Source organism: Leucobacter sp. UT-8R-CII-1-4, from assembly GCF_030010235.1.
Taxonomy (GTDB): Bacteria; Actinomycetota; Actinomycetes; order Actinomycetales; family Microbacteriaceae; genus Leucobacter.
In genome coordinates, this window is record NZ_JASCRS010000004.1 from 175864 (window position 1) to 200426 (window position 24563).

The following is a 24563-nucleotide window of genomic DNA, read 5'->3' on the forward strand; positions in this document are numbered from 1 at the left end:
AATCACTGCCAGGTAGTGCATAACCCCCTTTTGACCTGTTCAGGGGCGGGTTAGGCCGCGGGCAGCGAACATTACGCCTCATTATTTCGGGGCATGTCGGGCAGAAGCCACTTGGTTTCTGCTGCTTTCGTGCTCACAAACGAAATGATGTGCGCGTTTGACAGGTGAACAGCGAGTGTCATTCTCCGTGAATGCACAGGGCGCTGATACGCAAGACGTCCAATGCTGGGCGCGATGCTCCACGCCTTTTGGCAAAGAGTGTCGCTTTCAGTAAGACGCGACCAGAAAGAGAGAAGTCTATGGCGGCCCAAAAGATCCGCATTCGACTGAAGTCGTATGACCACGAGGTCATCGACAGCTCGGCACGCAAGATCGTTGACACGGTTACCCGCGCGGGTGCCACCGTTATCGGTCCAGTGCCACTTCCTACGGAGAAGAACGTGATCGCTGTGATCCGCTCTCCTCACAAGTACAAGGACAGCCGCGAGCACTTTGAGAAGCGCACGCACAAGCGTCTGATCGACATCGTCGATCCAACGCCGAAGGCCGTCGATTCGCTGATGCGTCTCGACTTGCCAGCTGACGTCAACATCGAGATCAAGCTGTAAGGGGGTCTCGAATGTCGAACGCAGAACGCAACGTCAAGGGCCTGCTGGGCACGAAGCTCGGTATGACCCAGGTTTGGGACGAGGACGGCAAGGTCGTTCCCGTTACCGTTATTGAGGTGGCTCCTAACGTGGTCACCCAGATCCGCACCGCAGAGGTCGACGGCTACAGCGCCGTTCAGATCGCTGCCGGTCAGATCGACCCACGCAAGGTGAACCAGCCAAGTGCAGGTCACTTCGCAAAGGCCGGTGTCACCCCGCGTCGTCACCTCACTGAGGTACGTACCGCAGATGCCGCAGAGTACTCGCTGGGCCAGGAGCTCACCGTCGATGCAACCTTCGAAGCCGGTCAGAAGATCGACGTCGTTGGTACTTCGAAGGGTAAGGGTTTCGCAGGCACCATGAAGCGTCACAACTTCTCTGGTGTTTCGGCTTCGCACGGTGCACACCGTAACCACCGTAAGCCTGGCTCGATCGGTGGCGCAGCTACCCCGGGTCGCGTCTTCAAGGGCCAGAAGATGGCTGGACGCATGGGCAACGATCGCGTCACCGTGCAGAACCTTGTGGTTCAGGCAGTTGACGCTGAGAAGGGTCTGCTGCTCGTTAAGGGTGCAGTTCCAGGTGGACGCGGCCGTCTCGTATTCGTTCGCAACGCAGTGAAGGGGGCGTAGTTCATGGCTACCGCTACCAAGCTCAACGTCGTCGACGCGAAGGGCAAGAAGGCCGGTTCGGTCGAGCTTCCCGAGGCTATCTTCGGCGCTGAAACCAATGTGCCCCTGATCCACCAGGTGGTGACCGCACAGCTCGCAGCTGCGCGTCAGGGTACTCACAAAGTAAAGACCCGCGGCGAAGTCAGCGGTTCTGGTGTCAAGCCTTTCAAGCAGAAGGGCACCGGCCGCGCTCGTCAGGGTTCGGTCCGTATGCCGCAGCACCGCGGCGGTGGCATCGTTCACGGTCCAGTGCCTCGCGATTACTCGCAGCGCACCCCTAAGAAGATGATCGCGGCTGCGCTCGTTGGTCTGCTGAGCGATCGTGCTCGCGCAAACCGCCTGCACGTCGTCGAGAGCTTCGGCATCGAGGGCAAGCCAAGCACCAAGAGCGCTCGCGAGTTCCTCGCTTCGGTTGCTCCAGGTAAGCGCGTTCTCGTGGTTGTTGACCGCGAAGACGATCTGACCGTGCTGAGTGTACGTAACCTGCCACAGGTTCACGTCCTCTACCAGGACCAGGTCAACGCATACGACGTAGTCGTGAGCGATGACATTGTCTTCACCAAGGCTGCTTTCGACGCTTTCGTTGAGGCACGTGGCCAGAAGGAGGTCTCGAAGTGAGCCTGAACAAGTCGCAACACGATGTGATCATCCGCCCAATCGTTTCTGAGAAGAGCTACGGGCTGATCGATCAGAACGGTCAGTACACCTTCGAGGTCGAGCCGACCGCGAGCAAGACTGAGATCAAGTTCGCTATCGAGCAGGTCTTCGGTGTAAAGGTTGACAAGATCAACACTCTCAACCGCAAGGGTAAGACCCGCCGTACCAAGTTCGGCATGGGCAAGCGCAAGGACACCAAGCGTGCCATTGTGACCCTGAAGTCGGGCACCATCGACATCTTCACGGCTGCGCTGTAGCTCGGAAGCGAAGAGGAAACAACATGGCAATTCGTAAGTACAAGCCGACGACCCCAGGTCGTCGCGGTTCGAGTGTCGCCGATTTCGCTGAGATCACGCGCTCGACCCCTGAAAAGTCGCTGCTGCGCCCGCTGCCTAAGACCGGCGGTCGTAACAACCAGGGCCGTATCACCACCCGTCACATCGGTGGTGGACACAAGCGTCAGTACCGCGTCATCGACTTCCGTCGTAACGACAAGGACGGCGTAAACGCAAAGGTCGCTCACATTGAGTACGATCCGAACCGTACCGCCCGCATCGCACTGCTGCACTACGTTGATGGCACCAAGCGTTACATCATCGCTCCAAACAAGCTGAAGCAGGGCGACACTATCGAGTCGGGTCCAACCGCCGATATCAAGCCAGGCAACAACCTGCCGCTTCGTAACATCCCAACCGGTACCGTGATTCACGCCATTGAGCTGAAGCCCGGTGGCGGTGCAAAGATGGCACGTTCGGCTGGCGCTTCGGTTCGTCTCGTCGCTAAGGATGGCCCTTACGCTCAGCTCCGTTTGCCTTCAGGCGAAATCCGCAACGTTGACGTGCGCTGCCGCGCAACCGTCGGCGAGGTCGGTAACGCCGAGCAGTCGAACATCAACTGGGGTAAGGCCGGCCGTATGCGCTGGAAGGGCGTCCGCCCAACCGTGCGTGGTGTCGTGATGAACCCAGTCGATCACCCACACGGTGGTGGCGAAGGCCGCACCTCGGGCGGTCGTCACCCGGTCAGCCCGTGGGGCCAGAAGGAAGGCCGTACGCGCAAGGCCAATAAGGAAAGCGACAAGCTCATTGTTCGTCGCCGCCAGACCGGCAAGAAGCGCTAACGGGCAGGTAAGGAGTAGAAGATGCCTCGTAGTCTCAAGAAGGGCCCCTTCGTTGACAACCACCTGCTTCACAAGGTGGTTGCCCAGAACGAAGCTGGCACCAATAACGTGATCAAGACCTGGTCGCGCCGCTCGATGATCATTCCAGCAATGCTGGGACACACCATCGCAGTGCACGACGGTCGCAAGCACATCCCCGTATTCGTCACCGAAACCATGGTTGGCCACAAGTTGGGCGAATTCGCACCAACTCGTACCTTCCGCGGCCACGTGAAGGACGACAAGAAGGGCCGTCGCCGCTAACGCGGTGACGTGAAGGAGGAAGAGAAATGGTGGAGTCGATCGCCCGCGTGCGTCATATCCGCGTTACCCCCCAGAAAGCTCGTCGTGTTGTTGACCTGATCCGTGGCAAGAACGCACAGGAGGCCCTGGCCATCCTGAAGTTCGCCCCGCAGGCCGCTTCGGAGCCGATTTTCAAGCTGGTAGCTGCTGCTATCGCTAACGCCCGCGTCAAGGCTGATAACGAGAACCTTCGCCTCAATGAGGACGAACTCGTCATCGCTCGCGCTTTTGTAGACGAGGGTGCAACGCTCAAGCGTTTCCGCCCACGTGCACAGGGCCGCGCCTTCCGCATCAACAAGCGCACGAGCCACATCACTGTCGTTCTGCAGAGCGCAGATGAACTCGCGGCAGCAAAGAAGGGAGCCAAGTAATGGGCCAGAAGATTCATCCCTACGGCTTCCGCCTCGGGATCACCACCGACCACGTGTCGCGTTGGTTCTCGGACTCGACGAAGAAGGGCCAGCGTTACGCTGACTACCTCGCCGAGGACATCAAGATCCGTCAGCACCTCACTGCTTCGCTTGACCGCGCAGGCGTGAGCCGTATCGAGATTGAGCGCACCCGTGACCGCGTGCGTGTTGACATCCACTCGGCTCGCCCAGGCATCGTCATCGGCCGCCGTGGCGCAGAGGCTGAGCGCATCCGCGCTGACCTCGAGAAGCTCACCGGCAAGCAGATCCAGCTGAACATCCTCGAGGTTAAGAACCCAGAGGCTGATGCTCAGCTCGTCGCTCAGGGCATTGCAGAGCAGCTTGCTGCTCGTGTGGCTTTCCGCCGCGCAATGCGTAAGGGCCTCCAGGGCGCTCAGCGTGCCGGTGCCAAGGGTGTTCGCATCCAGGTATCAGGCCGTCTTGGCGGCGCTGAAATGAGCCGTTCGGAGTTCTACCGCGAGGGTCGTGTGCCACTGCACACCCTTCGTGCGAACATCGACTACGGTTTCTACGAGGCTAAGACCACCTTCGGCCGTATCGGCGTGAAGGTCTGGATCTACAAGGGCGACCTCACTAACAAGGAACTCGCTCGCGAGCAGGCGGCTCAGAAGCCGTCACGCGATCGCGGCGACCGCCGCCGTGCGCCTCGTGGCGCTCAGGCCGAGGCTGCTACCAGTGCAGCAGGAGCGGAGAAGTAAGTCATGCTGATTCCCCGTCGAGTCAAGTACCGTAAGCAGCATCACCCAAGCCGCAGCGGCATGTCAAAGGGTGGCAACAAGGTCACTTTTGGCGAGTTCGGTATCCAGGCCCTGACCCCCGCTTACGTGACGAACCGTCAGATCGAGTCAGCTCGTATCGCGATGACCCGTCACATCAAGCGTGGTGGCAAGGTATGGATCAACATTTATCCAGACCGCCCACTCACGAAGAAGCCTGCCGAAACCCGCATGGGTTCGGGTAAGGGCTCGCCCGAGTGGTGGGTAGCTAACGTCAAGCCGGGTCGCGTCCTCTTCGAGGTCGCCGGTGTCGATGAGCAGCTGGCTCGCGAGGCTATGACCCGCGCGATCCACAAACTGCCATTGAAGGCCCGTATCATCAAGCGCGAGGAGGGCGACGCGTAATGGCTATCGGAAGCAAGGATCTTGCCATCACCGAACTCGATACTTTCGAGAACGAGCGACTGGCTGAAGAGCTGAAGAAGGCAAAGGCTGAGCTGTTCAACCTTCGATTCCAGTCGGCTACCGGCCAGCTGGAGAGCCACGGCCGCGTGCGCCAGGTGAAGCGCGATATCGCGCGCATCTACACGGTGCTGCGTGAGCGCGAGCTCGGCATTCGGGCTACCCCGGCTGCCGCTCCTGTAAAGGCTGCGAAGAAGAGCACCAAGAAGACCGAGCAGGCGGATGCCGCCGCTGATACGAAGGAGGCCTAAACATGGCTGAGGTCGAAACCGAACAGCGCGGCTACCGCAAGGCACGTCGTGGCTACGTCGTGAGCGACAAGATGGACAAGACCATCGTTGTCGAGGTTGAGGATCGTGTGAAGCACCCGCTGTATGGCAAGGTGCTGCGTCGCTCCTCGAAGGTCAAGGCACACGATGAGCAGAACACCGCCGGCATCGGCGATCTCGTGCTCATCCACGAAACCCGCCCACAGAGCGCGACCAAGCGGTGGCGCCTGGTCGAGATCCTCGAAAAGGCGAAGTAAGCCGTAGGCTTCGGAAAAGGAGTAACCAGTGATTCAGCAGGAATCGCGACTCAAGGTAGCCGATAACAGCGGCGCCAAGGAGTTGCTCACGATTCGTGTGCTCGGAGGTTCACGACGCCGCTACGCGGGGCTCGGAGACACCATCGTCGCGACCGTCAAGGACGCGATCCCGGGCGGAAACGTCAAGAAGGGCGACGTCGTTAAGGCTGTTGTCGTTCGCACCCGCAAGTCAACTCGTCGCGCTGATGGCTCGTACATCAGCTTCGATGAGAACGCTGCGGTCATTCTGAAGGCAGATGGGGAGCCTCGCGGCACCCGTATCTTCGGGCCGGTTGGTCGTGAGCTTCGCGATAAGAAGTTCATGAAGATCGTCTCGCTCGCACCGGAGGTGATCTAGTCCTATGGGCGCAAAGATCAAGAAGGGTGATCTCGTAGAGGTCATCTCGGGCGCCACGCAGGAGCGCGGCGGCTACAAGGGCAAGCAGGGCCACGTTCTTGAGGTAATCAAGGACAGCGACCGCGTGATTGTCGAAGGCGTGAACTACGTCAAGAAGCACGTGCGTCAGGGCCAGAGCTCGCGCGGCACCAATGAGGGCGGTATCGAGACCCACGAGGCTCCGATCCACATCTCAAACGTCGCACTTGTTGACCCCAAGACCAAGAAGCCAACGCGTGTTGGCTTCCGCGTCGAAGAGGTTGAGAAGAACGGTGTGAAGAAGACCGTGCGTGTTCGCTACGCCAAGAAGTCAGGGAAGGATCTCTAATGACTGAGACTGCAGTAGCAACCCTGCCACGCCTGAAGCAGGTGTACCGGAACGAGATCGTTCCTGCACTTCGCGAAGAGTTCGGTTACGAGAACGTCATGCAGGTCCCTGGCCTCGTGAAGATCGTTGTCAACACCGGCGTCGGCGAGGCTGCCCGCGACAGCAAGGTGATCGAGGGCGCAATTGCTGACCTCACCAAGATCACCGGTCAGAAGCCCATGGTCACCAAGGCTCGTAAGAGCATCGCGCAGTTCAAGCTGCGTGAGGGCCAGGCCATTGGCGCACACGTTACCCTTCGTGGTGACCGCGCCTGGGAATTCATGGACCGCCTTGTGACCCTCGCACTGCCGCGTATCCGCGATTTCCGCGGACTTTCGCCAAAGCAGTTCGACGGAAACGGAAACTACACCTTCGGTTTGACCGAGCAGAGTGTGTTCCACGAGATTGATCAGGATAAGATCGATCGAGTGCGTGGTTTTGACATCACTGTCGTGACCACCGCAAAGACTGACGACGAGGGTCGTGCACTGCTTCGTGCACTCGGCTTCCCGTTCAAGTCTGAATAACTGAATAGTCCAAGTGGATGGCACCCCGCGTGAGCGGGGTGCCAATCCGCATGTCACCCAGGTCGTCTGTCGTGTAACGGCAGTCGATACCAGGCGAGAAAGTAGAGTCACTTATGACGATGACCGATCCGGTCGCAGATATGCTGACCCGGCTGCGCAACGCTAACAGTGCGCACCACGATGACGTTTCGCTCCCAGGCTCAAAGCTGAAGGAACGAATCGCCGATATCCTCAAGCGCGAGGGCTACATTGCTGACTGGAAGGTTGAGGCCGGCCGCGTCGGTACCATCCTCACCATGTCGCTGAAGTATGGCCCGAACCGTGAGCGTTCGATCGAAGGCATCAAGCGGGTTTCAAAGCCCGGCCTTCGCGTCTACGCAGGTTCAACCGAGATCCCGAGCGTGCTCGGTGGTCTGGGCATCGCGATCCTGTCCACTTCTTCGGGGCTCCTCACGGACCGCGAGGCTGAGCAGAAGGGCGTGGGCGGCGAAGTGCTGGCCTACGTGTGGTAACCAGCTATGTCACGTATTGGAAAGCTTCCCATCACCGTTCCCGGTGGTGTAGATATCAAGATTGCTGGCCAGCAGGTCACGATCAAGGGACCCAAGGGCGAGCTGTCGCTCGTTGTTGCTGAACCTATCCGCGTTGCACTCGAAGAGGGCCAGGTAATTGTTACCCGTCCCGACGACGAGCGCGCATCGCGAGCGCTGCACGGCCTGACCCGCACGCTCATCAACAACGACATCATCGGTGTTACCGAGGGCTACGCAAAGCAGCTCGAGGTTGTCGGAACCGGTTACCGCGTGCAGCAGAAGGGCAACGGCCTTGAGCTGGCGCTCGGCTTCTCGCACCCAGTACTGTTCGACGCTCCTGAGGGCGTAACGCTCGCAGTCGAGGGCAACACCAAGATCTCTGTCAGCGGTATCTCTAAGCAGGCCGTGGGCGAGGTCGCCGCCAACATCCGCAAGCTGAAGAAGCCAGAACCCTACAAGGGTAAGGGCATCCGCTACGCGGGCGAGAACGTTCGCCGCAAGGCTGGAAAGGCTGGTAAGTAACCATGGCCGCTAACATTTCCCGCGCCAAGGGTCGCGCGGCTGCGCGTATCCGCCGCCACGCTCGCCTGCGCAAGAAGATCGTTGGCACCGAGTCGCGTCCGCGTCTCGTTGTTACTCGTTCGTCACGTCACGTGTTCGTCCAGGTCATCGACGATTCGAAGGGTTTCACCCTCGCATCGGCTTCGACCATGGAAGCTGACCTGCGTAGCTTCGATGGCGACAAGACCGCAAAGGCTCGCCGCGTTGGTGAGCTCGTAGCCGAGCGCGCTAAGGGCGCTGGCATCGACGCCGTGGTCTTCGACCGCGGTGGCAGCAAGTACGCCGGCCGTGTTGCAGCGATTGCTGACGGCGCACGCGAAGCGGGGCTGACCCTGTGAGCGAAGAGACGAAGGAGCAGCAAGTGTCTGCAGAGACCCAGGAGGCTTCGGCGCAGGGCGCTGAGACTCAGGCTACCGACCACCGCAGCGAGCCTCGCGAGCAGCGTCGTGGCAGCCGTGACCGCGGTACCCGTGGCGAGCGTGGCGGTCGTGACCGCAACGAGAGCCAGTTCCTCGAGCGCGTTGTCACCATCAACCGCGTTTCGAAGGTTGTTAAGGGTGGCCGCCGCTTCAGCTTCACCGCGCTCGTCGTGGTAGGCGATGGCAACGGCACCGTTGGTGTTGGCTACGGCAAGGCTAAAGAGGTGCCACTGGCAATCTCGAAGGGCGTTGAAGAGGCTAAGAAGAACTTCTTCCGCGTTCCACGCGTTGGCAGCACCATCCCGCACCCAGTGCAGGGCGAGGCAGCCGCAGGCGTAGTCCTGCTGCGTCCAGCCGCTGCAGGTACCGGTGTTATCGCCGGTGGCCCAGTGCGTGCCGTACTTGAGTGCGCTGGCATTCACGACGTGCTTAGCAAGTCGCTCGGCTCGTCAAACACCCTGAACATTGTGCATGCGACCGTTGAGGCTCTGCAGCAGCTCGAGGAGCCACGCTCCGTAGCTGCCCGCCGTGGTCTCGACTTCGACCGCGTCGCTCCAGCTCGCCTCGTGCGCGCTGAGGCGAAGGCCGCGGCCGACGCTGCAGCCAAGGCAAAGGCAGGTGCGTAATGGCTGCCCAGAAGAAGAGCCTGCAGATTACGCAGACGAAGTCCGTTATCAGTGAGAAGCAGAACCAGCGCGACACGCTCCGCAGCTTGGGCCTTCGCAAGATCGGCCAGACGGTCGTTCGCGAAGACACCCCAGCGAACCGCGGTTACGTTCGCACTGTCGCTCACCTGGTGAAGGTTGAGGAGATCGACGCATGAGCGAGAACATCGAAGAGCGCGGCGACGTGCTGAAGGCGCACCACCTGCGTCCAGCACCAGGCGCGAAGAAGGCCAAGACCCGTGTTGGTCGCGGTGAGGGTTCTAAGGGTAAGACCGCTGGTCGCGGCACCAAGGGCACCAAGGCGCGCTACCAGGTCAAGGCTGGTTTCGAGGGTGGGCAGATGCCACTGCACATGCGCACCCCGAAGCTGCGCGGGTTCAAGAACCCGTTCCGCACCGAGTACCAGGTCGTCAACGTAGCCAAGCTGGCCGAGCTCTACCCGAAGGGTGGAGAGGTCACGGTTGCAGACCTCGTAGAGAAGGGCGCTGTGCGCAAGAACCAGCCTGTCAAGGTGCTTGGTGACGGCGACCTCAGCGTGAAGCTCATTGTTTCAGTCGACAAGGTTTCGGCTTCGGCAGAGCAGAAGATCACCGCCGCAGGCGGCGAGATCAAGTAACTCTTTTAGAGTTCGGGCGGGGGCCGAGCTCGATCTTTTCTAAGAAATTAGGAAAGATCGGCTCGGCCCCTACTTTTTCACATCAGCCTCTCGGTGTAGGCTGGGTTCTTGGTGTTCGTGCACAACTCGGACATCTCATAGTTTTTGCAGGAGGCAGGCCCTTGTTTAGTGCCATCGGACGGATCTTTAAGACCCCCGACCTGCGACGGAAGATCCTCTTCACGCTCGCGATCGTGTCATTGTTCCGGCTGGGCTCATTTGTGCCCGCGCCGTTTGTTAACTTCGACAACGTACAGGCATGTCTTGTTGCAAACCAGCAAGGCACCTCTGGCATCTACGAGATGATCAACATGTTCAGTGGCGGCGCGCTGCTGCAGCTGTCGATCTTCGCGTTGGGCATCATGCCTTACATTACGGCTTCGATTATTACGCAGCTGCTGCGTGTGGTGATTCCTCACTTCGAGACACTGCACAAGGAAGGCCAAGCCGGTCAGGCGAAGCTGACGCAGTACACGCGTTACCTTACGATCGCACTCGCAGTGCTGCAGTCGACCGTTCTGATCACTGTTGCACGCTCGGGCATGCTGTTTGGCAGCTCGGCAAACCAGGCCTGCCAGAACCTTGTGTCGCAGGAATGGTGGGCGATCATCATCATGATCCTCACTTTGACCGCTGGCACTGGCCTCATCATGTGGTTCGGTGAGCTGATCACCGAGCGCGGTATCGGTAACGGTATGTCGCTCTTGATCTTCACCTCGATTGCTGCGCAGTTCCCGAACGCGCTCTGGACCATCAAGCTCTCGAAGGGCTGGGAAGTCTTCTTCTTCGTTATCGGCGTCGGTATCCTCGTGATTGCTGCCGTGGTCTTCGTCGAGCAGTCACAGCGCCGCATCCCTGTGCAGTACGCGAAGCGTGTCGTTGGACGCCGCACCTACGGTGGCAGCAGCACCTACATTCCGATCAAGGTGAACATGGCGGGCGTTATCCCGGTTATCTTCGCCTCGGCAATTCTTTACCTGCCAATGCTTATTGCGCAGTTCAGCCAGACTCCTGACAAAGACGGCAATCTGCCGGGCTGGGTCGTTTGGATCTCGGCAAACCTCGTCCAGGGCGATCAGCCGGTCTACATGGCCGTCTTCTTCTTGCTCTGCATCGGCTTCACCTTCTTCTACGTTCAGATCACCTTCAACCCTGAAGAGGTCGCAGACAACATGAAGAAGTACGGCGGATTCGTGCCAGGCATTCGTGCTGGTCGACCAACCGCTGAATACCTCAACTACGTGCTGAACCGCATCACAAGTGCTGGTTCGCTGTACCTCGGTCTGATTGCTCTGCTGCCGCTGATCGCGCTGGCATTCTTCGGCGCCAACTCGAACTTCCCATTCGGCGGCGCGTCGATCCTCATTATCGTGGGTGTCGGCCTGGAGACCGTCAAGCAGATCGACGCTCAGCTGCAGCAGCGTCATTACGAAGGGCTTCTTAAGTGAGCGTAACCGCACAGACTCGTCTTCTCATCGTTGGCCCTCCAGGGGCTGGCAAAGGCACCCAGGCGTCACGAATCGCCGAGCGTTACGGAATTCCGTGGATCTCGACCGGTGATATCTTCCGCGCAAACATCAAGGCTGGTACCGACCTCGGCAAGCGCGTTTCGCAGTTGATCGAGGCTGGTCAGCTGGTGCCAGATGAGCTGACCAACGAGATTGTTGCGGATCGCCTCAAGCAGGAAGATGCCGCGAACGGTTTCTTGCTCGACGGTTACCCACGCACGGTGGATCAGGTGCACGCTCTCGATCGGGCGCTTGAGGCCGATGCGCGCGTGCTTGACGCCGTGGTGCTGCTTGAGGTTGATACCGATGAGGTTGTCACTCGTCTGCTCGGCCGTGCTGAGGTTGAGGGTCGTGCCGATGACACTGAAGAGGTCATTCGTCACCGCCAGAACGTCTACCAGGAGCAGACGACCCCGCTGGTTGAGCTGTACACCACCCGTGATCTGCTGGTTACGGTTGATGGTCTTGGTGACGTCGAAGAGGTTACCTCGCGTATCTTCACCGCGCTTGATACAAAGCTTGCCGGCTAGTTCCGGTCTTTCCAACGTTCTATAGGAGCTGAATTTACGTGAGTCGGGGTCTGCTGCGGCGTTCGATCTACAAGTCACCCGCGCAACTGCGTCTCATGCAGGCGCCCGGGGATGCTGGTGCTGCTGCGCTTGCCGCTATGGCTGCGTCGGTTCGGCCCGGTATCACTCCGCTTGAGCTTGATGCCATCGCCGAGCAGGCAATTCGCCAGCTCGGCGGTGCACCCAACTTTATGTTGGAGCCTGGCTACCGTCACACGATTTGCGCCAATGTGAACGAGAACGTGGTGCACTCGATTCCGAGTGCCCGTCCGTTGGAGCCTGGCGACATTGTCTCGCTTGACGTTGGTGCCGTGATTCAGGGCTGGCACAGCGACACTGCGATCACTGTGGCTCTGCCAGATCCGGCTCGCCCTGAACTGACAGCTGCGAACGAAAAGCTTAACCTGGTAACAGAACAAGCGATGTGGCACGGAATTGCTCGTCTCGCGAAGGCAAAGCACCTGAATGAGGTTGGCGAGGCCGTATCGGCTTATGTCAACGCAGAGAGCGATTTTAACGTTCTTGAAGACTACATTGGGCACGGTATCGGGCGTCGTATGCACGAGGATCCGCCTGTGTTCAATGTGCCAACGCACCGTAAGGGTCCCGAGGTGAAACCCGGTCTTGTTGTTGCGATTGAGCCGATTATTTCGGCTGGCACGATCGACACTGTGATCGAAGACGACGACTGGACAGTCAGCATCGCAGATGGCTCGATGAGCGCGCAGTGGGAGCATACAGTAGCGGTGCACTCTGGAGGTATCTGGGTGCTTACCGCGCCGGACGGCGGCGCTGCAGGTCTCGCTCCGTTTGGCATTGTGCCAACCCCAATCGCCTAAAGTAAACTTTCACACAATAAACGACCGATCGATTCGTTGATCGGTCGTTTATTGCGTGATTCGGCAGCTGAGCTGCAGCGTGTCAGCGCTGGCGCGGCGCTAACTTGAGATGGACTGTGTTTAATCTCAAGGAGCCAGCCAATATGAGTACCGAAGATCCTCGCCAACAGCAGCACACGGGTGCCAAAGGGCAGGAGAGTTCTGCGCGCAGCGATGATGGATTCTTCGGGCCAGACAGTGTTTCTTGGCGTGTGTTTGCCGATCCGGTTTCGAAGCTTGGCGGCATGGCCGCGCTTTTGTTGCAGGCGCTCAACCCGTACATGATGCGGCTCTTTTACAAAACCACGGGTTCGCACGATGATTCCGCTGGACGCGATGAGCGCACTGGCCGCTACTTCGAGACCGTTGTGTTTGGTGACAAAGCGCACGCTGAAGCGGCTGCTCAGTCGGTGCGGCGGATGCACGCGCACGCGGTGTGGGTTGACCCGCATAGCGGCCAGGAGATGCGAGCAGATAACCAGGATTGGCTTGCCTGGACGCACAATACTTTTGTGTATGCCTTGATTCAGGCTAGCAATGCTTTTGGCAACGAGTTGACCCTGGACGAAGCGAATCGGTTCATTGTGGAACAGGTAGAAGCTGCGCGTCTGATTGGGATCGAAGATCTTTCGGCGATCCCACGTTCTGTCTCTGAACTGGAGAAGTACATCGACGCCCAGCAAAGCTGGCTTTCGCTCACGGTCGAAGCCGCTGAAGTCACGCGTACGTTGCGGAAGCCGTCTTTTAGGGGCAATCCGGTGAAGGTTTGGAGCATCATCATCGTGCAGGACGGTGTGCTCTCGCTGCTGCCTGATTGGGCGAGGCTGCTGTACGGAATCGAGGGGAGGCCGATGAATTTGCGTTCTGCGGCGCGAACTACGCGGTGGCTGATGTCACTTGCGCGCAAGTCGCAGTCGTATGGAGAACTCATCGGAGCTGCCACGGCGCGGGTTGAGGATCACCCGTATCGCAAGGTGCGCAAAACGCGCTAGACAGATTTGTTTGACGAGTGGCTTGAAAATAGGCGGCCGCGCAGATTACATTTACCACGAGGATCGCGCACAGTTGCGCGACGAGAACACTCGAGGGCAAGACTTCACGAATGCCCATGAACAGGGGTCAACATGCGCGCGAATCAAGAGCGCCAACGCTCGCGCGGGCTACTTGCCGGTGCACTCGTCACACTACTCGCAGCGAGTGTCACGATACTCAGTGGGGGCGCAGCTGCCGCAGATCAAGGCGACGGCGTTCATATTCCAGACTCAGTGCTTCGAAACTGCATTAGTGAATCGCTGAACCAAGACCCAACAGCCGAGATCACCGAGACACAGATGCGTCAGATCACCAATCTCAGCTGTTTCGCCCCGGGAATAAGTGATCTGAGTGGGCTTGAAACAGCGAAGTTTTTGAGCAGCTTTTTTGTATTCGGTGACGGCACGACTCATATAGACCTCACTCCACTAAAAGACTCAGTGATGCTGCAATCGCTCACGATTATTGGCTCCCAGATTGATGATCTTTCGCCATTGATTGCCCTGCCTGGAATCAAATCAATAGATTTTGCAAAGAACCAAGTGAGTGACCTTTCCCCGATATCGAAGCTATATAGCTTGGAGCGGGTAAAGCTCGACTCGAACCAGCTCGTTGAACTCTCTGACCTCGTTGGCCTGCACAGATTGATCGAGCTGCAAGTGGCGGATAACCAGATTGCCGACCTCACGCCCGTCAGTCAATTGCCCAACCTGGAGTCACTGTGGATTGGATACAACCAGGTCAGTGACCTTTCACCGCTAGCACCGCTCGGCAATCTGCGACAGCTCGCAGTGGAATCCAATTCGATAGCTGGCTGGGATACACTCAAAAACTTCGATCTCCTCGAGTCTCTCGAGGCGAGCAATACCGGCATGAGCGACCTTAGCGTCTTGGAAGGACTCGGCAACTTGTTGAACCTCGGGCTACGGGGCAACGGTATTGAAGATGTGACGCCCCTTGCCGCACTGCAAAACTTGATGACAGTCAACCTCAACGAAAACCGGATCGCAGACGTCTCTGCGTTTGCAGGATTCTCTGGGTATTGGTTGAGCGTACGTGACCAGGTAATACAGCGTTCCGCCAAAGCTGGTGAGCCAACACAAAACCCAATTATTGGCTTTGACGGGCTCACAGTAGCCTCAAACTCGTTCTGGTTCGACGAAGCGAGCGACAGCTTCGTGTTCGAAACGCACGGCAAAGCGCAAACAGCTTGGAGTAGCCCCTCGGGAGACGGTACAGCAGACTATGGTGGCATCATCGAGTGGGCTGTGACGGGCACCCAAGTTATGCCAGAGACGCCAAGCATTACGCAAGCCACCACGAACAAAGACGGCTCGGTAAACGACCCGGTACTGACATCTGTTGAGACAGCCGGGATCACGTACATCCTGTTTGGGATGGTTACTGCAGGCGAAACCGCGCGACTATACGCCTTCCCTCACGGCGGCTACTACATCGACGACTCCGCGCTGCCAGAAGGTTGGGCCTTTGACCCCGTGTTCAGCGCAGTCTATTTTGAGCTGGTATTTGACGAGGCGTCGCCCTACGTCGAGCCGACACTGCCGGTAACCCCGTCTGTGCCAAACGGGTCCACCGGTCTGGTTTCAACAGGTGCAGCTCGGTGGTACACGACAAGCATGCTCGCCTTAGCTTTGGTGTTTGCCAGTGCTGGATTCATAGGCCTGCGACATTCCCAGAAGCGCAAACGCAGCGATGGCTGAGAGCGGGGATCTCCGTACTCTCAGCCATCATGGTTAGACCGTCAGATCAAAACGGTCGAGATTTGATACCTTCACCCAAGCTTTCACAAAATCGTGAGTGAAGGAATCAGCTGCATCATCACTCGCATACACCTCGGCCACGGCGCGCAGTTCGGAGTTTGAACCGAACACCAGATCGGCCCTGGTGCCGCGCCAATTGCGCTCGCCGCTGGCATCATCACTCGCTTCAAACGCGCGCGACCCCGGATCAAGCGGCGTCCAAGTGGTGTTCAGATCAAGAAGATTCACAAAAAAGTCGTTGCTCAGCACACCGGGACGATCGGTGAGCACACCGTAGTTTGAGCCGTCCCAATTGGCGCCGAGTACTCGCAAACCGCCAAGCAGCACGGTCATCTCGGGGGCCGAAAGTGTCAAGAGATTCGCTCGATCTATCAGCAAATGCTCTGCTGGGTAACCCAAGCCTCGTTCGCTCTCATAATTTCGGAATCCATCTGCTGCTGGTTCAAGATATCCGAACGACTCAACATCGGTCTGCTCCTGGCTCGCGTCTGTTCGACCAGGCGTGAACGGTACAGACACATCGACGCCTCCAGCCGCGGCTGCGCGGGCAACACCAACATTGCCGGCGAGCACAACCAGGTCGGCAAAAGAAACCTGAGAGTCAGCATCCTCTCGGGAGTTGAACTCAGTTTGAATCGCCTCAAGCTTGGCAATCACACCGACAAGCTTTTCTGGGCGGTTCACCTGCCAAGAGCGCTGCGGCTCGAGGCGAATTCTGCCGCCATTGGCACCGCCGCGTTTATCGCTACCGCGATAGGTCGACATTGCCGCCCACGCTGTTCCGACAAGCTCGGCAATGCTGAGTCCAGACTCGGCGATTCGCTGCTCAAGAAGAGCAAGATCTTCGGGAGTGACTAGCGGGTAATCCCGCTCAGGAAGTGGGTCTTGCCAGAGCAAGTCTTCAGCAGGAACCTCAGCGCCAAGATATCGAGTTTTTGGGCCCAAGTCGCGGTGCGTGAGTTTAAACCAGGCGCGACTGTAGGCCTCCGTGAATGCCATCTGATCGTCTCGGAACCGGAGTGAGATTTCACGGTACGCGGGATCTTCGCGCAGCGACAGATCGGTGGTGAGCATACGGGGCTCACGGCGCTCGTGGCCCTGTGCCATCGGCACCATGTCCGATCCACCGCCATCTACTGGGCGCCAGTGAAAATGCCCGCCTTCGCCCGTGACCAGCTCCCACTCGTAACCGAACAGAATGTGCAAAAACTCGTTGTCCCACCGGGTCGGGTGATAAGTCCAGGTGACCTCGATACCCGAGCCGATGGTGTCGTTGCCGTGCCCGGTGCCAAAGTTGCTTTGCCAACCGAGTCCCTGCGCCGACATGGGAGCAGCCTCAGGTTCGGGCCCTACATGATCGTCAGCAGGAGCGGCACCATGAGTCTTGCCGAAGGTGTGACCGCCAGCGATGAGTGCCACGGTTTCTTCGTCGTTCATGCCCATGCGCTTGAAGGTCTCGCGGATTTCGTGCGCGGCGGCGAGTGGGTCTGGTGTGCCGCCGGGCCCTTCGGGGTTTACGTAAATGAGTCCCATCATCGTGGCAGCGAGTGGTTTTTGCAGACTCTTGCGGTGTGCTTCCCCAGCCAGGCGATCTTCGTCGCCCAACCAGGTGCGTTCTGATCCCCAGTAGACGTCGTCATCTGGTTCCCACACGTCGGGGCGTCCTCCGGCAAAGCCAAAGGCTGGCATGCCCATCTCCTCGTGAGCCACGTTTCCGGCGAGAATCATGAGGTCACCCCACGAGAGCGACTTGCCGTACTTCTTTTTCACCGGCCAAAGTAGGCGTCTGGCTTTGTCTAGACCGACGTTATCTGGCCAGCTATTGAGGGGCGCGAAACGCTGTTGCCCGGTGCCACCTCCGCCACGGCCATCAAACACGCGGTAGGTGCCTGCAGAATGCCAGGCCATTCGAATCATGAGCGGACCGTAATTGTTAAAGTCAGCGGGCCACCAAGGTTGGGAATTCACGAGCAGGCTGGCAATGTCGCGTTTCACTTCGTCGAGGTTGAGCGAGAGGAAAGCTGAACGGTAGTCAAAATCGACTCCCTGTGGATTCGCAACAGCGGAGTGTTTTGAGAGAATCTTGAGGTTTAGACGGTCTGGCCACCAATCAGAATTGTTTTGAGCGTGAGTTCTGGCTGCACTATTGCCGTTTTCGCCAAAAGTTACTGGGCATTTCGGGTCTGACATGTAGAGGCTCCTTACAAGCTGGTGGCTGGCGTGCTGCTTGCCTATCAAATGCAATTGAATTTCAGGTGACTGCGTTCTTGTCCACTAGGCGCCCCATTTGGGTACAAGCGTGAACAAAAATGCGTAGCTGGGTGGGGCGCTTAGGCATCACTCGCAGTGAGCCTTTTGCTTTGAATCTTTGCCTGCGGAGAGTTTCAGGCTGGTAGCGCTCGCAATATGATCGAAGACATGTGCACAAGAGTTGTCTGGCCAGATGCGAACGGCGCGGTTCTCGTGGGTCGCAATATGGACTTTCGGATGGACCTACTGACTAACCTGTGGAAGTATCCGCGCGGCATGAAACGCACCGACGGGGTGCACGGCAAACTGAATTGGACTTCGAAATACGGCAGCCTTGTCGCCACAGCCTTTGACCTGGTCGGCACTGACGGCATGAACGAAAAGGGTTTTGCGGGGCACATTCTTTGGCTCGCGGAGTCGGAATACGGAAAGCCTGACACTGATGCCACGCAACTGAGCCAGGCTGTCTGGCTGCAGTACTACCTCGATAATTTTGCAACGGTTGAAGAGGCAGTGGAGTGGACCCGGCAATCTCAGGTGCAAATTGCGCAGCTATTTGACCCAACCGGCAATCTCGTGCCAACACTGCACCTCGCGCTTGATGATGCCACTGGTGACTCGGCGATTATTGAATACACTGACGGCTTGCCAACGATTTACCACAGCCGCGACTACAAGGTAATGACCAACTCGCCGACTTACGACCAGCAGCTTGAACTTGTGAAAGAGTTCGAGGGGCTCGGCGGTGAAAAACCATTACCCGGATCGACGCTCGCAACCGATCGCTTTGCGCGCGCCTCGTACTATGTGGAGCGCCAGGAGCAGCCGGCCACACAGCTTGCGGCGATTGCGGCAATGTTCAGCATTATTCGAAACGTGGCCCAGCCGTTCCGTACGCCGGATCCTGGAAAACCGGATGCTTCGCAGACGATTTGGCAGGTGGTGCTCGACCTCACAAATCGTCGCTACGTCTTCGAGTCGACCACCCGGCCCGGCATCGTCTGGGTAGACCTAGACGAACTCAGCTTTAGCGAGGGGTCGAAGGTGCTGCGACTTGATCTGGTCGGGCGCTTGGCGCTTGAGGGTGGCCTCGCTGGCAATGTCAGTCGAAGCTTTAGCGATGTCGGTGAGTTTGCGAGCGAGGTGCTTGCCACTGGACGCAAAGCGCTCGAATTTATTGCGACAAGGCAGGCGGAGTTTGCGGTTATTCAGCAAGCGGTGCAGTCTCTGGTCGGCAAGAAGCGTGAGTGACTTTGGCGCGAAATAGCGAGGTTTCGAACGATCCCGCCTCACCGGGAGGTCGTTCACCAGTGAGTTGGAAGCTCAGTCCCAAGTCCATCGGATTTGCAGTGCTTCTTGTCGCAGTTGCTGGTTTTGTGCTTGGCATATGCAATGCGCTGATTGGCCCAAATACTGCTACCTCGGGCTATCTGACCATTCTCTTTTTGCTTTCGATCGTGCGAGGTCAGAGCTGGCGGGCTCGGGTGATAGCGGTTTCTTGGTCCTTGGCGGTTGCTCTGCTGGGCTTTTTTGCGAGCAGTATGGGCTTGCTGGCAGTTATGATCGCGCTCGTTGTTGTCTCGCTGGTGCAGGGCTTCACCATGCTTGGAGAGACCGCAATGCTCACCCGCTCACCGGTGAATCTTCTGGCCTTCGCCAATCTCTCGGAGGTCGGCGCCGAAATTTGGCAGGTCTTGCTGGGCTCGCTTATTGGCGCGGGTGTTGTGCTGGCGTTTGCCGCGCTGGCGCGGCAACGAGCGGCGGATCACAAAACATCGGTGCCAACTCGAGAACGCCTGGCGTATGGATTCGCTACGGCAATCGGTTCTCTCATGATCGTGCTTGGAGCAAAGGCGATCGGATTTCCATATGTGGGCTGGGCGCTTCTTTCGTTTTGCATCCTGCTTTCGGTGAGCGCTGATCAGCGAAAGAATCGCGGATATCTTCGGATCTTGGCTTCGGTGGGTGGTGCCATGCTCGCGGTGGGTCTTGCCGTGTTCCCAGCCCCCGTGCCAACGATCGCCGCTCTCGTGTGTTTGGTGCTCTGTGTTGCCTACATCAACTCTGGCAACTACGCCCTGTTCATTCTCTTTCTTACCCCGGCAATTCTGCTCACGACAGCATCTGAAGAATCGCTCATCACTTTGGGTGTTTACCGACTGGAAGCGACTCTCGCGGCTACTGTGTTAGCGCTTGCGAGCGCAGCAATTATTGAGACAGTTCTGCGGCGGCGTCAGCCGCTTGGCCCCGCGGTTCAGAACCCGGCAGCCTGAGCTCTCAATCGTAAATGGTATGCCATTGTGCATGTGGCGAAAAAGTATTGCACAGCGGCACGTCCGCCCATTAATTTAGACACAAGACTAAAACAATGGGGGAGTGCATGCGCAAGCGCATACGTGCATACTTGGCGATTGGTGCTGGCGCAGCACTCGCATTTACGGGGCTCGTGCCCGCAACTGTCGTGACGCAGGCAGTCGCCGCTGAACCGGCAACAATCGAAGTGCAGCGCTCGCTGCTTCCGGCTGGTACCACCTTTACCGTGACAGATCCGGGCGATACTGGAGCAGGTACCTTTGCCGAGGCGGTAGGTCTCGCCAATCTTGAGCCCGGACCGAGCACCATTGCGATCGCTGCCGGTGTTGAGGTAACCGTTACTCAGCCGCTTACCCTTGAGCAAAGCGTCACGATTAAGGGAAGTGGCGGACGCAGCATCATCAACTGGGCGCCCGCTCAAGACGACCTCGGCTATATGCTCGAGGGCGACAACGTGACCATGCAGGTGTTTGACGTTGAGTTCAAAGTCACAAAGCCATCGATGGATCCGATGATTCAGCTTTCGAGCGCGGTCGCCGAATACCCCCTCGTTTTCGAACGGGTCTGGATGACTAATCTCAGCGAGGGCGGTGTGAACATTGAGTCTGCCTACGGCGGTGTGCTGATTGATCAGGTCACCGTCGCTGGATCGCCTTTCGGGAACGATTATTCCGAAGGCTCTGTTTTCAACATCAGCGATCTCAATCGCGGTCTCACGATGAAGAACTCCTCATTCAGTGAGACCCGTATGGCTGGCCTCATCGTGGTCAGTGCCGAGTTGGCGGCAGATGAGCAGATCCTGATTATTGACAACAACTTCTTTGATATCGATGCTCAGGAAGTTGAAGCCAGCGGTATTGTGCTTTCGATTGACTCGGTCGAAGCTGTTGCGAGTCCAGCGCGAGCCGCCGTGCATATTGCCCAAAATCAGATTGACGATATCAAGGGCCGCACACTCGCTGGCGTCTATCTCGGTTCGATTGAAGCTGGGATTATGTTTGCCAAAAACAGTGTGACGAATACCAATATCGAAGGAAACACACTCTCTGTCTCAGACGGAAACGGTGCGTTCGGCGACAACAACGTCGCAGCCTGGATCGTTGGGAACACCTTCAACGCGAATACTGCTTCCGAAGGTTCGGTGCTGCGATTTGATGGCGTCACCGGAACTGTGCTGATTGCAGACACTGACGTGATCGGTTCGGTCGTTTCCGAGACAGCTATCAACTTCGAAGGCCTTGAACATCAAGATGGCCCAAATGCGCTCTTGGTGAAGCTTGACGGAGTCACTGTTGACGGTGTTACCGGCTATGACGGAAACAGCATCGACTATGGCGTGTACGCTCAAGCGAATTACGGTGCATTTGAGATTGTGAACAGCACGGTTTCGCGGGTGCAGGCTGCACTCGCGGCGCTCTCAATTTTTGAGAACAACTCGAGTATTCGGGTAAATGGATCTAGCTTCCTCGATAACTCAGCAATTGCTATGCACCTTGAACAGATTGACTTGGACTACGGCGAAAGCGTGAGCATCGAGGGATCCACCTTTGCGCGAAATGTGCCGCTTGCCGGCGCGAATGCGAGCGACCTTGAAGTGAGCGTGACCGGCTCGGGCGAGGCAGACCATCAGTCACTGGTGATCCGAAATTCAACGTTTGATCGCCAAGACCGTCCGAGTGCTGCGCTTCCCTCGGTGCTGGGCATAACAAACGATGCCTTGGCACTTGTGGAGCACGTCACCATGGCCGGTGGCGCATATGTTCACGAGTGCAGCCCATCTGGTTATCTGACCGTTCGTAATTCGGCGATCGCTGAGGTCTCGGCTCCCGTCATTGACCCTGTTGTCTGCACAGTTACGGGTGCAAACAACACCGTGGCTGTGCTCGGTGAACTTGATGCGGCCAGCACCGATGTGCTGCCAGTTGCAGACTGGAAACTTGGTGCGCTCGCGAACAACGGTGGTTTAACGCAGACGCTTTTGCCCGCCGATGATTCACCGCTTGTTGATACTGCGGCAATGGGTGATGTGCTTGTCGATCAGCGTGGGATCGCGCGCCCGCAGGGTGTTGCTCCTGATCGTGGCGCGGTTGAGGTTGCGGCTGTTGTGCCTGTTGTTGATGCGGTTGTGATGGGGCCTGACGTGACGGTTCAGGCTGGTTCACCTGCTGTGTTGACGGTGAAGCGTCAGGGTGCTGGTGTTGGTGCGGTGTCTGCGGTGATTGAGTTGCAGGATGGTACTGCGAAAGATGGTGACGATTATTTCGCTGATCGTTTTGAGGTGAGTTGGGCTGACGGTGACACTGCCGACAAGACGATTCAGATTGAGACGATAAAGAACAAGGCGGGTAGTCGTAGTTTCACCGCAATGATCACTTCGGTGACGGGTGCTGATCTTGGTGCTCGAGATACTGCGACGGTGACGGTAACTCATGACGCTGTGGTGCCGGTGAAGCCGGTTGATCCAACGAAGCCGTTGGTGAATACCGGTGGTGAGGCGCCGTGGTCGCTTTGGGTGCTCGGTGGTGTGTTGCTTGTTGTTGGTGCGTTGGCGTTTCGTTCGAAGCGGCAGGGTGCTACAAAAACCGAATAGTCGAGCCAGTGAAAGCCCAAAGCTTTACAGCGCAAAACCCGGGTAGCTCGCACACGCTACCCGGGTTTTGTGTTGGCGAAAACGACTATGCGGCTACCGCATGCTCGACAATACGCCCGTCAACCACCGTGACGAGCTCATCGAGCAAGTCACGGTGCACGAGGTCGTGGGTGACCAGAAGAGTTGCAGTATCGCGCTCATGACTGAGCCGCGCAATCAGATCCATAATCTCGGCACCGCGCTCCTGATCGAGGGCGCTTGTCGGCTCATCAACAAGTAACACCTCGGGGTTGTGCACCAGACCACGCGCAATCGCGACTCGCTGACGTTGCCCACCAGAAAGCTGGTGAGGTCGCTTGTCGGCATGCTCGAAAAGACCGACCGCGCCAAGCAGCTCATCAACCCGGGACTCGATTTGTGCTCTGCGGGTGGCGCCCTGCCCGCCACCGAGCCGGGCCATAACCTGCAACTGTTCCCGTGCGGTCAGCGAGGGCAGCAGATTCGACTGCTGAAACACGATGCCGATGCGTTCTCGACGCAGCGTTGTGGCCTCGTCTTTCGACAGGTTAGCGGCATCGATCACGTTTGCACCTGTGCCGATACGAACACTGCCGGAGTCAGGCGTGATGAGTGTTGCGGCAACCGCGAGAATGCTCGACTTGCCTGAACCAGAGGGACCGGTGATTCCGGTGACCTTGCCGTTTTTGCCGATCAGGGTGACATCGTCGACCGCGGTAATGGTGCGGTCTCCGTCAGGAAAAGTGAGGGTGACGTTTTTTAGAGTAATCAACGGTTGCTCCCAAGGGCGGTGAGTGGGTCTGCTTTGGTAACTGAACGAAGGGCGAAGGCGGCACCGGCAAGACCGAGCAGGGCCATCACAATGGCCGGTGCCAGAGTGGTGAGCGGGCTGACCACAAACGGCAGCGCTTGACCGGCAAGTGCGCCAAGCCCCAGCACCGCGCCGAGACCGACTGTGATGCCGAGCACAAGCACCACGAGCGCCTGCCCGAGCGAGTCTCGAACGAGAGAGCCAGTTGTGCTGCCGAGCGCCTTAAGCACCGCGATATCGCCAGCGCGCTGCATGGTCCACACGGTGAAGAAAGCGCCGATCACGAGCGCCGAAATGCCAAAGAGCATGCCGATCATGAGCCCGAGTGAACCGATTTCTGATTTGAATGCTTCAAGTGCGGTAAGACTCGCGAGTGTGCTTTTTGCTGAAGTATCTGTAGCTTCGCTAACCGCATTCCAATCTGGGGTGCCGGTGACCGCAAGCACTGTTGCTTCGCCGCTGCCACCGATACGAATGCTTGATTCGCTCCAAGCATCGAAACTCATCGCGATCACCGGGGTGTGACTGTACCAAAGGTCCTCGCCAATTGCCGAGACAGTGAACTCTTGACCAATAATCGTCACGGTGTCGCCGACGGTGACGTCAAGTTCTTTTGCGGCACCGGCCGAAAGACCAATCTCATCACTCTGTGTTGGGGTCAGCGCGAGAAGCGAGTTGTCTTGGTCGCTAGCGCTGCCCTTTGGCAAACCAAAAAGCGCAACACCCGTTGGATCGCCCGATGCGCCAGCGAGCGCCCGAGATTGGGCGATACCGATCGCCGACACATCGTCTACTCCAGCCGCCTGCTCCCAGTCAGAGACCGTTTGCTGATCCAGCGAAGAAGTTGCAAAACTTGGCGAACCGTTTTCTGGCTGCTGCAGGACCAAATGGCTGCCAGGTAGTTGCAAGACGGCCGAAATGTTCTGCGCGGCAAGCCCACCGGTCAGCCCGGAAAGAAAGCCTACGAGCAGGGTAATCAGCGCGACAACCGCGCCAATCAGCACAAATCGGCCACGGGCAAACCGCAATTCTCTCCACGCGACGAACACGATGAACCTTTCCGCAGGCACACTCTGTGCGAGCT

The 24563-nt window shown here is 58.1% G+C and carries 31 protein-coding genes; 28 read left to right on the forward strand and 3 right to left on the reverse strand.

The features are described 5' to 3' along the window. Nucleotides 1-299 precede the first annotated feature (299 nt). From rpsJ to QBL02_RS10650, 25 genes are all read left to right on the forward strand, one after another. On the forward strand, nucleotides 300-608 hold the full coding sequence (rpsJ, locus tag QBL02_RS10530) for a 30S ribosomal protein S10 (protein ID WP_218115563.1): 309 nt from the start codon (nucleotides 300-302) through the stop codon (nucleotides 606-608). An 11-nt stretch (nucleotides 609-619) separates the two neighbouring features. Further along, entirely contained in the window at nucleotides 620-1276 is a 657-nt protein-coding gene (gene rplC / locus QBL02_RS10535) for a 50S ribosomal protein L3 (RefSeq protein WP_282726391.1), read from the forward strand. 3 nt (nucleotides 1277-1279) lie between these two features. Further along, nucleotides 1280-1933: a 50S ribosomal protein L4 gene (gene rplD / locus QBL02_RS10540; protein WP_282726392.1), complete on the forward strand. Its 654-nt coding sequence runs from the start codon at nucleotides 1280-1282 to the stop codon at nucleotides 1931-1933. Then, a complete protein-coding gene (gene rplW / locus QBL02_RS10545) occupies nucleotides 1930-2229 on the forward strand; it encodes a 50S ribosomal protein L23 (RefSeq protein ID WP_282726393.1) in 300 nt (99 codons plus the stop codon). The genes rplD and rplW overlap by 4 nt, the downstream gene beginning before the upstream one ends. A 23-nt stretch (nucleotides 2230-2252) precedes the next feature. After that, complete coding sequence (gene rplB, locus QBL02_RS10550) at nucleotides 2253-3089, forward strand: 50S ribosomal protein L2 (RefSeq protein WP_282726394.1); 837 nt, start codon at nucleotides 2253-2255, stop codon at nucleotides 3087-3089. A 21-nt stretch (nucleotides 3090-3110) separates the two neighbouring features. Then, complete coding sequence (gene rpsS / locus QBL02_RS10555; RefSeq protein WP_282726395.1) at nucleotides 3111-3392, forward strand: 30S ribosomal protein S19; 282 nt, start codon at nucleotides 3111-3113, stop codon at nucleotides 3390-3392. 26 nt (nucleotides 3393-3418) lie between these two features. Beyond that, nucleotides 3419-3802, forward strand: a complete 384-nt coding sequence (gene rplV, locus QBL02_RS10560; protein WP_282726396.1) for a 50S ribosomal protein L22 — start codon at nucleotides 3419-3421, stop codon at nucleotides 3800-3802. Next, nucleotides 3802-4560 (forward strand): 30S ribosomal protein S3, encoded by a 759-nt coding sequence (rpsC, locus tag QBL02_RS10565; RefSeq protein WP_282726397.1) that lies wholly within the window; start codon nucleotides 3802-3804, stop codon nucleotides 4558-4560. Before rplV ends, rpsC begins: the two co-directional genes overlap by 1 nt. A 3-nt stretch (nucleotides 4561-4563) precedes the next feature. After that, nucleotides 4564-4983, forward strand: coding sequence for a 50S ribosomal protein L16 (gene rplP, locus QBL02_RS10570; protein WP_282726398.1), 420 nt, complete (start codon nucleotides 4564-4566; stop codon nucleotides 4981-4983). After that, on the forward strand, nucleotides 4983-5291 hold the full coding sequence (rpmC, locus tag QBL02_RS10575; RefSeq protein WP_282726399.1) for a 50S ribosomal protein L29: 309 nt from the start codon (nucleotides 4983-4985) through the stop codon (nucleotides 5289-5291). Before rplP ends, rpmC begins: the two co-directional genes overlap by 1 nt. Nucleotides 5292-5293: 2 nt before the next feature. Then, nucleotides 5294-5566, forward strand: a complete 273-nt coding sequence (gene rpsQ / locus QBL02_RS10580) for a 30S ribosomal protein S17 (protein WP_282726400.1) — start codon at nucleotides 5294-5296, stop codon at nucleotides 5564-5566. A 28-nt stretch (nucleotides 5567-5594) separates the two neighbouring features. Continuing rightward, nucleotides 5595-5963: a 50S ribosomal protein L14 gene (gene rplN / locus QBL02_RS10585; protein WP_282726401.1), complete on the forward strand. Its 369-nt coding sequence runs from the start codon at nucleotides 5595-5597 to the stop codon at nucleotides 5961-5963. A 4-nt stretch (nucleotides 5964-5967) separates the two neighbouring features. Continuing rightward, nucleotides 5968-6330, forward strand: coding sequence for a 50S ribosomal protein L24 (gene rplX / locus QBL02_RS10590; protein ID WP_282726402.1), 363 nt, complete (start codon nucleotides 5968-5970; stop codon nucleotides 6328-6330). Beyond that, nucleotides 6330-6896 (forward strand): 50S ribosomal protein L5, encoded by a 567-nt coding sequence (rplE, locus tag QBL02_RS10595; protein ID WP_282726403.1) that lies wholly within the window; start codon nucleotides 6330-6332, stop codon nucleotides 6894-6896. Before rplX ends, rplE begins: the two co-directional genes overlap by 1 nt. Nucleotides 6897-7009: 113 nt before the next feature. Then, complete coding sequence (gene rpsH / locus QBL02_RS10600) at nucleotides 7010-7408, forward strand: 30S ribosomal protein S8 (RefSeq protein ID WP_282726404.1); 399 nt, start codon at nucleotides 7010-7012, stop codon at nucleotides 7406-7408. 6 nt (nucleotides 7409-7414) lie between these two features. Then, nucleotides 7415-7951 (forward strand): 50S ribosomal protein L6, encoded by a 537-nt coding sequence (gene rplF / locus QBL02_RS10605; RefSeq protein WP_282726405.1) that lies wholly within the window; start codon nucleotides 7415-7417, stop codon nucleotides 7949-7951. Between the two features lie 2 nt (nucleotides 7952-7953). After that, entirely contained in the window at nucleotides 7954-8328 is a 375-nt protein-coding gene (rplR, locus tag QBL02_RS10610) for a 50S ribosomal protein L18 (protein ID WP_282726406.1), read from the forward strand. Next, nucleotides 8325-9035 carry a 30S ribosomal protein S5 gene (rpsE, locus tag QBL02_RS10615; RefSeq protein WP_282726407.1) on the forward strand — a complete coding sequence of 237 codons (711 nt, stop codon included), beginning with the start codon at nucleotides 8325-8327 and terminating at the stop codon, nucleotides 9033-9035. Before rplR ends, rpsE begins: the two co-directional genes overlap by 4 nt. After that, on the forward strand, nucleotides 9035-9232 hold the full coding sequence (gene rpmD, locus QBL02_RS10620) for a 50S ribosomal protein L30 (RefSeq protein WP_282726408.1): 198 nt from the start codon (nucleotides 9035-9037) through the stop codon (nucleotides 9230-9232). The genes rpsE and rpmD overlap by 1 nt, the downstream gene beginning before the upstream one ends. Continuing rightward, nucleotides 9229-9690, forward strand: a complete 462-nt coding sequence (rplO, locus tag QBL02_RS10625; protein ID WP_282726409.1) for a 50S ribosomal protein L15 — start codon at nucleotides 9229-9231, stop codon at nucleotides 9688-9690. The genes rpmD and rplO overlap by 4 nt, the downstream gene beginning before the upstream one ends. Nucleotides 9691-9851: 161 nt before the next feature. Next, on the forward strand, nucleotides 9852-11177 hold the full coding sequence (gene secY, locus QBL02_RS10630) for a preprotein translocase subunit SecY (protein WP_282726410.1): 1326 nt from the start codon (nucleotides 9852-9854) through the stop codon (nucleotides 11175-11177). Then, a complete protein-coding gene (locus tag QBL02_RS10635) occupies nucleotides 11174-11767 on the forward strand; it encodes an adenylate kinase (RefSeq protein WP_282726411.1) in 594 nt (197 codons plus the stop codon). The genes secY and QBL02_RS10635 overlap by 4 nt, the downstream gene beginning before the upstream one ends. Before the next feature lie 38 nt (nucleotides 11768-11805). Continuing rightward, entirely contained in the window at nucleotides 11806-12645 is an 840-nt protein-coding gene (gene map / locus QBL02_RS10640) for a type I methionyl aminopeptidase (protein WP_282726412.1), read from the forward strand. Between the two features lie 143 nt (nucleotides 12646-12788). Next, nucleotides 12789-13676, forward strand: coding sequence for an oxygenase MpaB family protein (locus QBL02_RS10645; protein ID WP_282726413.1), 888 nt, complete (start codon nucleotides 12789-12791; stop codon nucleotides 13674-13676). 132 nt (nucleotides 13677-13808) lie between these two features. After that, nucleotides 13809-15437: a leucine-rich repeat domain-containing protein gene (locus QBL02_RS10650; protein WP_282726414.1), complete on the forward strand. Its 1629-nt coding sequence runs from the start codon at nucleotides 13809-13811 to the stop codon at nucleotides 15435-15437. Between the two features lie 33 nt (nucleotides 15438-15470). Here QBL02_RS10650 and katG read toward each other — a convergent pair whose 3' ends face one another. Then, complete coding sequence (katG, locus tag QBL02_RS10655) at nucleotides 15471-17687, reverse strand: catalase/peroxidase HPI (protein WP_282726415.1); 2217 nt, start codon at nucleotides 17685-17687, stop codon at nucleotides 15471-15473. A gap of 228 nt (nucleotides 17688-17915) precedes the next feature. Here katG and QBL02_RS10660 point away from each other — a divergent pair, with 228 nt between their 5' ends. From QBL02_RS10660 to QBL02_RS10670, 3 genes are all read left to right on the forward strand, one after another. Next, nucleotides 17916-18998, forward strand: a complete 1083-nt coding sequence (locus QBL02_RS10660; protein WP_282726416.1) for a linear amide C-N hydrolase — start codon at nucleotides 17916-17918, stop codon at nucleotides 18996-18998. Then, nucleotides 18995-20020: an FUSC family protein gene (locus tag QBL02_RS10665; protein WP_282726417.1), complete on the forward strand. Its 1026-nt coding sequence runs from the start codon at nucleotides 18995-18997 to the stop codon at nucleotides 20018-20020. Before QBL02_RS10660 ends, QBL02_RS10665 begins: the two co-directional genes overlap by 4 nt. 107 nt (nucleotides 20021-20127) lie before the next feature. Beyond that, nucleotides 20128-22650 (forward strand): choice-of-anchor Q domain-containing protein, encoded by a 2523-nt coding sequence (locus QBL02_RS10670; protein ID WP_282726418.1) that lies wholly within the window; start codon nucleotides 20128-20130, stop codon nucleotides 22648-22650. An 85-nt stretch (nucleotides 22651-22735) separates the two neighbouring features. Here the strand turns inward: QBL02_RS10670 and QBL02_RS10675 are convergent, their stop codons facing one another. Together QBL02_RS10675 and QBL02_RS10680 are read right to left on the reverse strand one after the other, a co-directional pair. Then, a complete protein-coding gene (locus QBL02_RS10675) occupies nucleotides 22736-23440 on the reverse strand; it encodes an ABC transporter ATP-binding protein (RefSeq protein ID WP_282726419.1) in 705 nt (234 codons plus the stop codon). Then, nucleotides 23437-24528, reverse strand: a complete 1092-nt coding sequence (locus tag QBL02_RS10680) for an ABC transporter permease (protein ID WP_282726420.1) — start codon at nucleotides 24526-24528, stop codon at nucleotides 23437-23439. Before QBL02_RS10680 ends, QBL02_RS10675 begins: the two co-directional genes overlap by 4 nt. Nucleotides 24529-24563: the final 35 nt, after the last annotated feature.